Source organism: Gottfriedia acidiceleris (genome assembly GCF_023115465.1).
Taxonomy (GTDB): Bacteria; Bacillota; Bacilli; order Bacillales; family Bacillaceae_G; genus Gottfriedia; species Gottfriedia acidiceleris_B.
In genome coordinates this window covers 3,566,693-3,579,783 of sequence record NZ_CP096034.1, presented here as the reverse complement: position 1 = coordinate 3,579,783, position 13,091 = coordinate 3,566,693, and the positions used below count along the sequence as shown (strand labels likewise).

The window sequence follows — 13,091 nt, the reverse complement described above, 5'->3', positions numbered from 1 at the left end:
TGCATTTAAAGTCCGTTTTCCCTATTGACGACTTTATATTTCAACACTCTGAAAACCTAGCCATATAGAATGACTAGGTTTTAAAAATCTAATAATCGTTTTGTAATGCGTCTCTTCCTTCTTCTCCTGTGCGGATTTTAATTGCGTTTTCAATAGGGTATACAAATATTTTTCCATCCCCAGGTTTTCCTGTTTTTAACACTCTTTTTGCTTCATCAATTACAGCTTGAACAGGAACGTCACATACGACTATTTCAACTTTTATTTTTTCATGTAAATTGATTGTTCGTTTTTTTCCTCGATACACTTCCGTATAGCCTGATTGCATTCCACATCCTAAAACGTTCGTTACGGTCATTCCTGTGATTCCTACTTTTGAAAGTGCATCTTTTAAAACATCAAATTTATCTGGTCGAGTAATGATTTCAATTTTTGTTAATTTTGCAGTCATTTTTATCCCTCCTTATATACTTGCGTCGTGATATGCTTTTTCTCCGTGTATGCTTAAGTCAAGGCCAAGGTTTTCTTCCTCTTGATCGACACGAATTCGGATGAAAAAGCCTATAACTTTCACAATTAAAAAGGTAATAACTCCTGCAAAAAGATAGGTTGCTCCGATAGCGAGTAGTTGTTTCCAAAGAAGTGATATGTCACCGTAAAAAAGTCCGTTTGCACCAGCGCTATTTACTGATTTTGTGGCGAATAATCCTGTTGCAATAGCTCCCCATGTCCCACCGATTCCGTGACAACCGAATGCGTCTAAAGCATCGTCATATCCAAATTTGTATTTTAAGTATGTTACTGCTAAAAAGCAGATGACTCCACCTAAAAATCCAATCACTATTGATGAGAGAGGTGTGACGAATCCGCAAGCAGGTGTAATTGCAACTAATCCAGCTACGGCACCACTAACTCCACCTAAAATAGTAGGTTTTTTATTTACGTACCATTCCACTAGTACCCAAGCAACTGAAGCTGCAGCAGCCGCGGTATTTGTATTAATGAATGCAGTTAATGCCACATCATTTAATGTTAAGGCACTTCCGACATTAAATCCGAACCACCCAAACCATAATAGTCCAGCACCTAATACAGTTAGTGGTAAATGATGAGGTGAGGTAGATCCGAAATCTCGTCTTTTGCCAAGAAGTAGAGCCAGAACTAACCCTGAAACACCGGAGGAAATATGAACAACTGTTCCGCCAGCGAAGTCTAAAGCACCTAGATTTCGAAGCCAACCATCCACTCCCCAAACCCAGTGAGCTAATGGATCGTAAACAAATGTTGTCCATAAAAGAGTAAATAATAGAAATGCTGAAAATTTCATGCGCTCAGCGAAGGCACCTGAAATAAGAGCAGGGGTTAAAATTGCAAACATCAGTTGAAACATCATGAAAAGATTATGAGGGACTGTTGCGCTGTAGTTATCATTTGGAGTAAAACCAACATCCTTTAATGCTGCCCAAGAAAAGTTACCAATCAAATGATGAAAATCTGGACCGAATGCTAAAGAGTAACCAATTAACACCCACTGGATTGATACGATTGCCATAGCAGAATAGCTGTGCATTGTAGTACTTAATACGTTTTTACTTTTAACCATACCGCCGTAAAAAAGTGCCAAACCAGGTGTCATAATCATGACTAAAACAGTTGAAATAAAAAGAAATACACTATCCGCAGCTTGAATACCGTTCATCTTCATTCCCCATTTCTTTAATGTTAGTTTTTATAACATTAATTGTTATATAAGTTATCATATTCAGAATATATGCAAAATTCAATATTAATTTCACGAAAATCCCAAAAAAATATATAAAATTATAATGAAAACGCTAACATATATCTTATTTGTTAGAAAATCTAACATATCGTAAATAAGTGAATAAAAATACAGACTCACGTAAATGAGTCTGTATTTCAGAGTGTTGAAATATAAAGTCGTCAATAGGGAAAACGGATTTTAAATGAACATTTAATAATGATAAATTAGCATTTTTTGGATGATCTTTAATGGTTTTAAATGTAAAAGTGTTTGAGCAATTTCATTATTCCAATAACACTAATAATGATTTTTTTTAGAAGTTAAAAATATTATGGGCAATTTTTAGGAAACAAATTTTAAAGTTTGATTTAATAATTGTTCGATATTAATTGATCTACAAGCTGATTAATATACAACAGTTAGATTACTCTAAGTAAAGGCTATTTGACTAGTATTTATTACAGACTTTTTTGATTGAATAAGTTGATTGGAACGAAAGGGGTGATCGACTCCTATGGGATTAGCGGGAAGGCTGAGACCCCACAGGCTTGCCGAGGAGGCTAAAGAATCTCGCCCCATGGAAAGCGAGCACCATGTAGTGGAAATCAACATCACTCTACTCCTTTTACGAAAATTTGATAATTAATTGACAAGGTAGTTTTTCAACAGCATGAAATACAGACTCACGTAAATGAGTCTGTATTTGAAAATTTGATGTCAGGTTAACAGATCTAATTAAATAAGTCTGTATCTTCTACTTGCAAGATTAAAAAGTCGGTCTCTAGTAAATCAACAGCTATTGAATCAGATTCAGTTGCAAACTGTTCGCCATTCCATCTATTTGTAATTCTTTTCTTACTTAAATTTATCGGTACTTTAACTGTCTGTTTTTCGCTTGAGTTATTAATTATGATAAAAAAATGAAATTGATTATTCTTTCTTTCATACATAACAATGTCGGGCTGTTCAGTTTGTACCCAATTAAACTCACCGTCATTTTCTAAAACTGAGTATTTTTTTCTTATCGAAATCAATTTTTTTATTGAATCAAAGATACTTAAATTATATTTAGATTTGTCCCAAATCATACAGCTTCGGCATTCAGGGTCATTTCCACCTTGTAAACCAATTTCATCTCCGTAGTAGATACATGGAGTTCCAAAGAAAGTAAATAAAAAGACATATAATAGTACCACTCGTTTTTCGTTTTGATTACATTGTGTCATTATTCTTGGTGTATCATGTGAACCTAATACATTGAAGAGTGATTTGATTACAGGTAATGGATATTGAGCTATTAAATCGTTAATCGAATATTGAAATTGTATCTTTGAAATTGATTGATACCCAAAATAAGCAAAAAGTGATTTCATAAGAGGATAATTCATAACAGAATCGAATTCGTCACCTCTTAGCCATGGCATTGCATGATGCCAAATCTCACCTACAATAAACAAATCATTTTTTAGTTCCTTCATTTTTTTATTAAATAGTTTCCAAAAATAATGATCGATTTCGTTTGCTACATCTAAACGCCAACCATCTATATTAAATTCTTTTATCCAATAAGAACCTATTTCTAATAAAAAATTCTGTACTTCTTTATTTTCTGTATTTAGTTTTGGCATTTCCTTTACAAAAGAAAAAGTTTCATACGCTGTATTGTTCTGTTCATCTTTAAAAAAGTGAAACCAGTCAAAAAAGGCGGATTCCCTTCCGTTTTGTAATGCGTCTTGAAATGGAGGGAAGGATGCACTTGTATGGTTAAATACTGCATCAAGCATTACTCGGATATTGTTTTCATGACATTTTTCGATTAATGTTTTTAGGACTTTTTCATCTCCAAAGGTAGGATCTATTCTAAAATAATTGATTGTATTATATTTATGATTTGAATTTGCTTCAAAAATTGGAGTTAAATAAATACCGGATATTCCTAAATTTTTAAGATAATCTATTTTTTGAATAACACCTTCTAGATCACCACCGAAATAGCTAGAACTGGTTGGTAAAGTAGAGCCCCACGGAGTCGAATTGATAGGATTATTCTTGTTATTGCCACTTGCAAATCGATCGGGGAAAATTTGATACCAAATCGTATCATTAATCCAACTTGGAGGTGATATTAGATTATTTTTATGAAGAAATGGCAATGTAAAACAGTTTGACTGATCATTAGGGTTAAAATTGTTTGAAAATCCGCCCTCACCATAAAATAGAGAATCTTGCTCATTTTTTAAAAGAAATTGATATTTCATTCGTTTATTTGGAGGGATTACATTTACTTCCCAGTAGTCGAATAGTTCTGTGGAAAATGCAAGATACATGGTAAGGGGGGATTCAATTTGCCAACCTGAATCATTATATTTAAATGGATCTCCGAAATAAAAAATAATCTCTGTGCAATCACCTTTTTTTGTTCGAATTCTTAAACGATAGGTTTTATCATCTATTGAAAAAGCATATTGATCATATGGCTGATGATATATTGATTCAATTTGCATGATCCCACCCTTTATTTTTAGTAAATTTTATTATTAATGTGTGCAAGGAATTAACTTGCTATCTAATTTAGTAACAGTATAATTAAATAGTGTGTGCAATCGCTTCCATTTATATGAAATTTAATTTAACATTTGAATTTCATTGTAATATTTTGCAAAATAATGTAGAGAGTGAAATTTTTGTACATGCGAGTGTCTTGCAGGGGGAGAAAAAATGAGGCGATTTGGTTTTTTAATACTAGTGTCTGTACTATTTTTTAGTACATTACCAAGTATTGGTTTTGCAGAAAAAAATACAACTGATTTAAGAAAAGAAATGATTTATCGAATTTTAGTTGATCGTTTTTTTGATGGTAATCCTTTGAATGATAAAAATACAGACCCGAAAGATTTAAATAAATCTCAGGGCGGGGATTTAGATGGTATTACCCAAAAATTAGATTATCTTAAGGATTTTGGATATAATGCTATTTCTATTTCACCTATTTTTGAGAATGACGAAAATTCATATGATGGATTCTCAGTCGTTAATTTTAGAAAAATTGATCCAAGGTTTGGAACAAATAAAGAACTTAAGAAGTTAGTTAAAGAAGCGCATAAAAGAAATATAAAAGTTTATATTGATTTTGTTGCAAATAATGCTTCGCCAAATAGTGAACTTGTAAAAAAAACGGATTGGTTTAATCCTCAAAATAGTACAAGTTCAGAAAAGAAATGGATAAATGGGTTACCTGATTTTAATCAAGAAAACAAAGAAGTAGCTAATTACTTAATTGAAACAGCTAAGTATTGGATGGATCAAGCTAATTTTGACGGTTATAATTTACAAGAAGTAAATAATGTACCTGTTTCATTTTGGGAATCATTTAACAAAGAAATAAAAAAGAAAAATCCAAATGTCATTTTATTTGCTGATTTAAATGCTTCAAGTGATATAGAGATAAATAAATATAAGAATTTAGGTTTTAATGGAATTTATAATGTTGATTCAGTTGCTGATTTAGCAAATACGTTTTCTTCACAAAATCAATCATTAACTGACATAATGAAGCAACAAGCGGATTTAAGTAAGCAGTTAGGTTCGACATTAATGATTAACTATTTAGATGATGAAATGACTAAGCGCTTTGTTTCAGAAGCTTTATCAAAAGGGCAGTATCCACCTTCAAGATTAAAGTTGGCACTTGCATATTTATTTTCAACACCAGGGATTCCGTTGACGTATTACGGGACAGAAATTGCACTAAATGGTGGGAATATCCCTGATAATCGAAAAGGAATGGATTTCCGTACTGATGAAGATTTTTCAAAATATATAAAAAAACTGACTGAATTAAGAAGAACTTTACCGTCACTTTCTGATGGTGATTTTGAAGTACTTTATGATGATTCTAAAGGTATGACTTTAATTAAGAGACATTATCATGATGAAACTACGATCGTTGCAATAAATAATACTTCTCTTGATCAAAAGGTTCATTTAGATTTTGATGTCGTTAAAAAATCTAATGAATTAAGAGGGATGTTAAGTGATGATTTGGTTCGTCCGAATAAAAAAGGATTTGATATAGTCCTTAAAAGAGAATCTTCAAATGTTTATGCAGTTGCACCTAAAACTAGTTTAAACATTGGAGTGATTATTGCAATTCCATCTATTTTTGTGGCGTTTATCATCTTTTTATTGTTTGCAAGAAGACGTAATAATGAAGAGAAATAAATACTAGTTAGTTGAGCTTAGAGTACTTGAAAACATTCCTGTCTTTTGTAGTACTCTAAGTAATTTAGTAAAAGATTATATCCACTAGATTCCAGGGACATCGACTTGTGAGGAAGATGTGGATTGTAATAGAATCAATAATCTTTTAAAATAAATTCTACATCTAAAGAAGAAATGATAACGTTTACATTCATTCGTAAATAAGGGGAATTAAAATGACTATTACAATTAAGGATGTTGCGAAGAAAGCGAATGTAGCGCCTTCAACGGTGTCTCGAGTTATCTCAAACAACCCAAGAATTAGTGAAAAAACAAAAAGAAAAGTTAGAAAAGTAATGGATGAACTAAATTATCATCCAAATTTAAATGCAAGGTCACTGGCTAATCGATCTACGAAATCAATTGGATTAGTTTTGCCACCAGCATTAGATACATCATTTCATAATCCTTTTTTTGCAGAAGTAATTAGAGGTGTAACAGCGTATTCAAATCAAAAAGATTACTCTCTATATTTTATTACAGGAAACAACGAAGATGAAGTTGAGCAAACTGTAATTAAAACAATTAGAGGTAGAAGGGTCGATGGAATTATCCTACTTTACTCTAAGGAAAATGATAAGATTATTGATTATTTGAATGAAAATAACTTTCCTTTTGTATTAGTAGGGAAACCATATCATTCAATTGATGATATAACATATGTTGATAACGATAATTATGCAGCTGCTAGAGATGTTACGAATTATTTAATTGATTATGGACATCACCAAATTGCGTTTGTTGGAGGAGAAAGTAGTCTTTTAGTAACTCAAAACCGTTTACGAGGTTTCCAAGATACAATGCAATTAAACGGACTTTCTGTAAATGAAGAAGAAATTATATTTACATCTTTTACAAGAGACGGTGGAAGAAAAGCAGTAAATCAACTGCTAGAACTAAAGGAATTTCCGACTGCAATTGTTGTAACTGATGATGTATTAGCATTAGGAATTATAAGTGTATTAAGTGAACATAACATTTCAGTCCCAAATAATATTTCAATTATTAGCTTTAATAATGCAATTTTTGCAGAATTAGCAAATCCACCATTAACATCTGTAGATATTAATATTTATCAATTAGGCAATGAAGCAGCAAAAAATATTATTTCAAAAATTGAGGAACCAGATGGTACTGAAAAAAGTATTATCGTTCCATATAAAATAATAGTCCGTGGTACATGTGTAAAAAAGGAGAGATTAACTTTAGTTAGTAGCTAATTTCATATATATAAGATAATAGTTGTAGTGGAAATCAACCATACTAAACTCCTTTTACGAAAATTTGATAATTAAGTCAATAAAGTTAAAAAAGAGGATGATTAATTTCATCCTCTTTTATTTATGTATATATTTATCGGTAATTCAAAAATTGAATATCAATTGATAAATCTGCACCTTTTACAGCTGCGATAATTGCTTGTAAATCATCCCTACTTTTTGCAGTCACACGGATTTGATCATCTTGAATTTGTGATTTTACTTTTAATCCACTATTTTTAATGATTGTATTGATCTTTTTTGCATTATCTTTATCAATACCTTGAACTAATTTAGCTCTTTGTCTTACAGTACCACCCGAAGCACCTTCAACTTTACTGTAGTCTAGATTTTTAATTGGAACATTGCGTTTAATTAATTTATTAATTAATACGTCTTTTAATTGCTCTAACTTATAATCGTCATCAGAAACTAAAACTAGTTCCTCTTTTTCTAATGTAATTGAGCTCTTGCTTCCTTTAAAGTCATAACGAGTTGCGATTTCTTTTGTAGCAAGTTGAATCGCATTCGAGACTTCTGGTAAATCTACTTTTGAAACAATATCAAATGAACTTTCTTTTGACATAGATAGAATCCCTCCAATTCGTTAATACTTGTATTATAGTGTATGATAGACGAAGTAACAAACTTTCATTATGCATGATATAATAATTTTTAGTTTGAAAGTTAAGAGAGGATGTAACAAAAAATGAGTTTACAAGCAGGAGAGATTGTAACTTTAGTTTGCAGTCGAGAAACGGATATTGGGTATATGCTTGTCCAAGATCAAGAAGAAGTATTTTTACATAAAAATGAGGCATCAGGTGAAATTGAAATAGATCAAGAAGTAACTGTATTTTTATATCATGATTCTAAAGGTAGACTTTCTGCAACGATGGAAATGCCGTTCATTACAACTGAAGGATATGGATTTGCAAAAGTAGTCGATAAACTTGATGGAGTCGGTGTTTTTGTTAACATCGGCATTTCAAAGGATATTCTTTTAGAAAAAGGTGATCTTCCACCTCTTCAAGAAGTTTGGCCTGAAGAAGGCGATGAAATTTTTTGTACATTAAAGCAAACAAACAAAGGTAGACTATTAATTAAAATTGCTACTGAACCAGTCATGAAAGAGTTCTCTGTACCGGCTGAACCTAGTATGCTTAATAAAAATGTTACAGGAATCATTTATCGTACTTTAAGAGTGGGTTCTTATATTTTAACCGATGAACGATTCATAGGATTTATCCATGAATCACAGAGAAGAACTGAACCTCGCATCGGTGAAAGAGTAAGTGGGCGCATTATTGATGTTAAAGATGATGGGAGTATTAACGTATCACTTTTACCAAGGGTGCATGAAGGATTAGATCAAGAAGCAAATGAGATTTATGAATATATGATGAGTCGTGGTGGGGCAATGCCTTACTGGGATAAGAGTGACGCAGAAGATATTAAAGTAAGATTTAAAATTAGTAAGGCTTCATTTAAACGAGCGATGGGTAGATTATTAAAGGAAAATAAAATCTATCAAGAAGACGGTTGGACATACGCAAAAGAACTGTTTGAGAAGAAAGAGCAATAATTGGGTTTTGAAACCACTTCATTGAATGAAGTGGTTTTTTTATAAGCGAGCATCTTGTAATGGAAATCAACCACACTCAACCCTTTTACGAAAATTTGGTAATTAACTGGCAATATTATTTTTACTATCTATAAAACCACATCTAGTGGTTTTTTGCTATTTTTTTACAATTTACAGGCATACTAAACATATGAATGTTTAGGAGGCTTGTAGGTGAATGACAAAAAAGAATTGTTAATAAAAATTCTTGTAGTAATATTTGGTGCATTAATGAATGCATTTGCGATGAATTGTTTTTTAATCCCTGTCAGTGTTTATTCAAGTGGTTTTTCTGGTTTAGCTCAGTTACTTACGAATTTATTAAATGATTTTACACCTTTTTCGGCTTCTACTGGTATTTTACTTGCAATATTAAATATACCTGTCATCATTTTAGCATGGAAAAAAATAGGTCGATCCTTTACTTATTTTACGATTTTAAGCGTTGGAATCACGACGTTATTTTTAGAAGTAATCCCAGTGACGCCTCTATTCTCAAAAGATATTTTACTAAATGCAGTATTTGGTGGATTAATTGTTGCCGTTGGTATTGGGTATACATTAAAGTTTGGTGCTTCAACAGGTGGATTAGATATTGTTGCACTCGTATTATCACGTTCGAAAGGTAAACCTGTTGGTACATACTTCTTCCTGTTTAATGCGCTGATTATTTTAACAGCGGGCTATATTTATGGAATGGAGAAAGCACTTTATACACTAATAAACCTATATGTAACGTCTAGATTCATTGATGCAATTCATACTAGTCATATTAAAGTAACTGCTTTTATTGTAACAACAAAAGGTGACGAGTTGCGTAAAGAAATCCATTCAAAACTAGTGCGAGGAATTACTGCAATCAATGCAAAAGGTGCTTTTACGAACCAAGATAAACAAATTTTAATGATGGTACTATCCCGTTATGAGCTATATCATCTATCGAAAGTCATTAAATCAGTTGATGAAAAGGCGTTTACAAATATCGTCCAAACAATTGATGTATTTGGAGAATTTAGGAAGTTTTAAGAGTGGAATTTTATTAAAAATATCATGAAAAACTGTTCAACCTTTACCAAAAATAATGGAAAAGTTGAACAGTTTTATTTTTTGAATCTTATTAATAATAAGGCTTTTTCAAGTTTAGAAAGTTCTTATTGTCTTTCAGAAAGATTTAAATATACTTAAACTATTGGATGAAATTCTACATGTTTTGAATTGTTTAAAACGTTTTTAAAATATTAAAGATGATCGACACTTTTAGAAAAAGATTTCTTACCAGCTTGTGCATTTTTTCTTTCTTGTGCATTTTTCTTTTCTCTTATAGCGTTATTATCTTTTGCTTTTTTGTCATTATCACTAGTAGGCATATTTAAGCTCCTTTATAAGAAATGATAATATTAGGTTTGCCTTTATCACCTTAATTATGTATGTGTGTTCGTTTTTACATTTTGGCTTTTGTTAAACAACTATGATGTTCTACAGAGGCAAATTTTTTAATATAGAGAGAAGTTTTGAGGAGGATCAGAGTTGGTGGAAAGAAATAAAGAGCTTTTATTTAAGCTGGTTGTAGTAATGATTGGTGGTTTCTTAAATGCGTTTGCAATGAATTGTTTTTTAATCCCTGCTAATGTTTACTCCAGTGGTTTTGCAGGTCTAGCGCAGTTACTTTCAAATATTATTACTGACTACACTCCGTTTACTGCAACGACGGGGATTCTTTTAGCGTTATTAAATATTCCTGTTATCGTCTTGGCATGGAAAAAAGTTGGACGTTCCTTTACGTTTTTTAGTTTCTTTAGTGTAGGAATCATGACATTATTTTTGGAAATCTTACCTGTTAAACCGATTTTTTCTGATGATATTCTTCTTAATGCAGTTTTTGGTGGTTTAATAGCTGCGATCGGAATTGGAATGACTTTAAAATTTGGTGGATCTACAGGTGGGTTGGATATAATCGCCTTAGTTCTTTCAAAATCAAAAGGGAAACCGGTTGGAACCTATTTCTTTTTGTTTAATGCAATTATCATCGTTACAGCTGGCCAGCTATATGGAATGGAAAAAGCTCTTTATACTTTAATCAATTTATATGTTACTACTCGTGTGATTGATAGTGTTCATACAAGTCATGTTAAGCTAACGGCAATGATTGTCACTACAAAAGGTGAAGAGCTTAGAAAAGAAATTCATGCGAAACTTGTCCGGGGAATTACTCAAATGAATGCTACTGGAGCATTTACTAAACAAGATAAAGATATTTTAATGATTGTTTTATCTCGTTATGAATTATATGATTTGGAAAGAATTATAAAAAGGGTAGATCCGAAAGCTTTTACGAATGTCGTACAAACTGTTGATGTTTTAGGTGAATTTAGAAAGATTTAAAAGAAAAAGACTAGCAAAATGATTAGATTTGCTAGTCTTTTTTTATTTCAATTCAGGATTTTCGGGTTTTTGTTTTCCTTTTATTTCATTAAAAATTGAAGCAGACCTTTGAGTATTCTCGCTTAAACTATTTTTATTTAGTGGAAATCCGTACGACTCCATTAGTGTTTTAAACTCTCTAATTGTTAATGGCTTGGCATCCTCTGCTAATTCGAATCCTAATAAGCCATTTGGTTCAATTGTAGCAAACTTAATATCATCAAATTTATGAATACCTTCATTTCGAATACGCATTTCTAATTGATCAACCGTTAAACGTAACTTTTTTAAATTTTTAACATTCAACTTTCCGTCTTCTACTACAATTTTTGATTTTCCTGTAAAAAATTTTTCAAGAGTATTCGATTTCACCTGCAAATATTCTAATACAAGTAGAGTTAATACAAATACAGAGGCAGCAACAATTGTTTTAGTTAAGCTTTTTTCAATAATGGGAGTAACAATAATTGTACCAATCGAAATCATAACAATCGTTTGGGGCAATGTCATTTGTGAAATAGATTTTCTTCCAGCTATTCTTAATAGTAAAATGCCAGCTAAAATTAGTATGAATGAATGAAAAATAGTATGTATCATGTAAATTCCCCTTTCAAATATGGGTAAAGTGGACATATTACTTTGATAAAGCTCTAATATTTTTTATAGACAATTTTAACGATTAGATAAATACTTAATTAATTTTTCTTTTAATTTTAAGATTTATGCATTTGTTTTTGTATCATCAATGCTGGCTAATTAAAATATTTACTTGAATTTTAAAATAATTTCTCAGCTTTTTGGTATAATTTAGGATAAGGATACTAAAAAGGTGGAGATTATTTTGAAAAAGAGATCGATTCTCTTACTAGCTTGTTCACTACTTCTTTCCGGTTGTGGTGCAAAGGGTGACAAGGAAATAAAATCAACTCCAAGTACAAAACAAACTGTAGGTGAAAGTAATGAAATTGACGTTAAAAAGCTTTCACCAACTCTTCAAATTACAGAAGCTAACGGGCTTGTAAAGACGAAATATTCATTACGTAATGAGAATAAAATCTCTGCAAATTTTACTTTTCCTTCATCACAAACAGTTGATTTTACAATTAAAGATGGAAGTGGACAAGTAGTTTATCAATCATCTCGTGAAATGGCATATGCACAAGTCATTACAAATGTTGTGGTTCCAAGCGGAAAAGCACAAGTTTGGGAAGAGCAAGTTAATTTTGTAAATAAAAACCTTCCAAATGGGGATTATGAAATAACAGCAAATATCGTTGCAACAAAGGTTAATGAGAAGGATCTTAATGGGGAAATAAAACCAGTTACCCAAATAATTTCTTACCAGAAACTTCTTCAGTAAATAAAGATTTAACGAAGAAACCCGAGAATTTTATAAAATAAAAACAACCAAAGGAGTATTCCGATGGTTGTTTTTGGTTTTTAATGCTTTAAATTAAGCATTAAAGCTTTGTCTATTATTAGCTTTTCGCTCTTCTGCTTCAGCTAATGTAAAGTGATAAGGGAATTTTTCAGAGTACTTTGTAACAGAATCAGAACTTTGTTGAATAAAGCGCTTAGACTTATTACTTTTGCCCATTATGATTCCCTCCTAAATAGGAAAGCTTTTTGTTTTTGACTTCGTAAGAATTTCCAATAGTAATTGATCAATATCAAAAAGTGGATAATCCCCTTGGTGAAGTCCTTAATAGAATGCTCATTTAGCAAATTGTTATAAGTGGTTATTATTAGTTATCTTTGAAAT

General features: G+C 31.4%; 13 protein-coding genes. 6 read left to right on the top strand and 7 right to left on the bottom strand.

Annotation, left to right across the window (positions count from 1 at the left end):
* Positions 1 to 88: 88 nt before the first annotated feature.
* The 3 genes from MY490_RS16940 to MY490_RS16930 form a co-directional block, all read right to left on the bottom strand.
* Positions 89 to 451 carry a P-II family nitrogen regulator gene (locus MY490_RS16940; protein WP_069032963.1) on the bottom strand — a complete coding sequence of 121 codons (363 nt, stop codon included), beginning with the start codon at positions 449 to 451 and terminating at the stop codon, positions 89 to 91.
* A 12-nt stretch (positions 452 to 463) separates the two neighbouring features.
* Positions 464 to 1,690: an ammonium transporter gene (locus MY490_RS16935; RefSeq protein ID WP_248269410.1), complete on the bottom strand. Its 1,227-nt coding sequence runs from the start codon at positions 1,688 to 1,690 to the stop codon at positions 464 to 466.
* Positions 1,691 to 2,496: 806 nt separating this feature from the next.
* Positions 2,497 to 4,269 carry a glycoside hydrolase family 13 protein gene (locus tag MY490_RS16930; protein WP_248266723.1) on the bottom strand — a complete coding sequence of 591 codons (1,773 nt, stop codon included), beginning with the start codon at positions 4,267 to 4,269 and terminating at the stop codon, positions 2,497 to 2,499.
* A gap of 214 nt (positions 4,270 to 4,483) precedes the next feature.
* Here MY490_RS16930 and MY490_RS16925 point away from each other — a divergent pair, with 214 nt between their 5' ends.
* A complete protein-coding gene (locus tag MY490_RS16925) occupies positions 4,484 to 5,986 on the top strand; it encodes an alpha-amylase family glycosyl hydrolase (protein ID WP_248266722.1) in 1,503 nt (500 codons plus the stop codon).
* 215 nt (positions 5,987 to 6,201) lie between these two features.
* Positions 6,202 to 7,245 carry a LacI family DNA-binding transcriptional regulator gene (locus MY490_RS16920; protein WP_248266721.1) on the top strand — a complete coding sequence of 348 codons (1,044 nt, stop codon included), beginning with the start codon at positions 6,202 to 6,204 and terminating at the stop codon, positions 7,243 to 7,245.
* Positions 7,246 to 7,378: 133 nt separating this feature from the next.
* Here the strand turns inward: MY490_RS16920 and MY490_RS16915 are convergent, their stop codons facing one another.
* Positions 7,379 to 7,870 (bottom strand): YajQ family cyclic di-GMP-binding protein, encoded by a 492-nt coding sequence (locus MY490_RS16915; protein ID WP_248266720.1) that lies wholly within the window; start codon positions 7,868 to 7,870, stop codon positions 7,379 to 7,381.
* 123 nt (positions 7,871 to 7,993) lie between these two features.
* On the opposite strand from MY490_RS16915, the gene MY490_RS16910 reads away from it, so the two are divergent.
* Together MY490_RS16910 and MY490_RS16905 are read left to right on the top strand one after the other, a co-directional pair.
* Positions 7,994 to 8,869 carry a CvfB family protein gene (locus MY490_RS16910; RefSeq protein ID WP_248266719.1) on the top strand — a complete coding sequence of 292 codons (876 nt, stop codon included), beginning with the start codon at positions 7,994 to 7,996 and terminating at the stop codon, positions 8,867 to 8,869.
* A gap of 270 nt (positions 8,870 to 9,139) precedes the next feature.
* Positions 9,140 to 9,934, top strand: coding sequence for a YitT family protein (locus MY490_RS16905; RefSeq protein WP_084006806.1), 795 nt, complete (start codon positions 9,140 to 9,142; stop codon positions 9,932 to 9,934).
* Between the two features lie 212 nt (positions 9,935 to 10,146).
* Here the strand turns inward: MY490_RS16905 and MY490_RS16900 are convergent, their stop codons facing one another.
* The gene (locus tag MY490_RS16900) at positions 10,147 to 10,275 is read right to left on the bottom strand and encodes a DUF3941 domain-containing protein (RefSeq protein WP_084006800.1); all 129 of its coding nucleotides are present in this window, start codon (positions 10,273 to 10,275) and stop codon (positions 10,147 to 10,149) included.
* Between the two features lie 205 nt (positions 10,276 to 10,480).
* Here MY490_RS16900 and MY490_RS16895 point away from each other — a divergent pair, with 205 nt between their 5' ends.
* Positions 10,481 to 11,290 carry a YitT family protein gene (locus MY490_RS16895; RefSeq protein WP_248269409.1) on the top strand — a complete coding sequence of 270 codons (810 nt, stop codon included), beginning with the start codon at positions 10,481 to 10,483 and terminating at the stop codon, positions 11,288 to 11,290.
* 42 nt (positions 11,291 to 11,332) lie between these two features.
* On the opposite strand, the gene MY490_RS16890 is transcribed toward MY490_RS16895, so the two are convergent.
* Complete coding sequence (locus MY490_RS16890; protein ID WP_432707018.1) at positions 11,333 to 11,926, bottom strand: DUF421 domain-containing protein; 594 nt, start codon at positions 11,924 to 11,926, stop codon at positions 11,333 to 11,335.
* Between the two features lie 244 nt (positions 11,927 to 12,170).
* Between MY490_RS16890 and MY490_RS16885 the strand changes: the two genes are divergently transcribed.
* Positions 12,171 to 12,689, top strand: coding sequence for a BsuPI-related putative proteinase inhibitor (locus MY490_RS16885; protein ID WP_248266718.1), 519 nt, complete (start codon positions 12,171 to 12,173; stop codon positions 12,687 to 12,689).
* A gap of 93 nt (positions 12,690 to 12,782) precedes the next feature.
* Here MY490_RS16885 and MY490_RS16880 read toward each other — a convergent pair whose 3' ends face one another.
* Positions 12,783 to 12,926, bottom strand: coding sequence for a hypothetical protein (locus MY490_RS16880; RefSeq protein WP_248266717.1), 144 nt, complete (start codon positions 12,924 to 12,926; stop codon positions 12,783 to 12,785).
* Positions 12,927 to 13,091 lie beyond the last annotated feature (165 nt).

Bases quoted from the DNA above. Each gene is read 5' to 3' on its own strand.
- MY490_RS16890 (WP_432707018.1), bottom strand. From the start codon at position 11,926: ATGATACATACTATTTTTCATTCATTCATACTAATTTTAGCTGGCATT.
- MY490_RS16925 (WP_248266722.1), top strand. From the start codon at position 4,484: ATGAGGCGATTTGGTTTTTTAATACTAGTGTCTGTACTATTTTTTAGT.
- MY490_RS16915 (WP_248266720.1), bottom strand. From the start codon at position 7,870: ATGTCAAAAGAAAGTTCATTTGATATTGTTTCAAAAGTAGATTTACCA.
- MY490_RS16895 (WP_248269409.1), top strand. From the start codon at position 10,481: ATGATTGGTGGTTTCTTAAATGCGTTTGCAATGAATTGTTTTTTAATC.
- MY490_RS16920 (WP_248266721.1), top strand. From the start codon at position 6,202: ATGACTATTACAATTAAGGATGTTGCGAAGAAAGCGAATGTAGCGCCT.
- MY490_RS16905 (WP_084006806.1), top strand. From the start codon at position 9,140: ATGAATGCATTTGCGATGAATTGTTTTTTAATCCCTGTCAGTGTTTAT.
- MY490_RS16930 (WP_248266723.1), bottom strand. From the start codon at position 4,269: ATGCAAATTGAATCAATATATCATCAGCCATATGATCAATATGCTTTT.
- MY490_RS16910 (WP_248266719.1), top strand. From the start codon at position 7,994: ATGAGTTTACAAGCAGGAGAGATTGTAACTTTAGTTTGCAGTCGAGAA.
- MY490_RS16940 (WP_069032963.1), bottom strand. From the start codon at position 451: ATGACTGCAAAATTAACAAAAATTGAAATCATTACTCGACCAGATAAA.
- MY490_RS16880 (WP_248266717.1), bottom strand. From the start codon at position 12,926: ATGGGCAAAAGTAATAAGTCTAAGCGCTTTATTCAACAAAGTTCTGAT.
- MY490_RS16900 (WP_084006800.1), bottom strand. From the start codon at position 10,275: ATGCCTACTAGTGATAATGACAAAAAAGCAAAAGATAATAACGCTATA.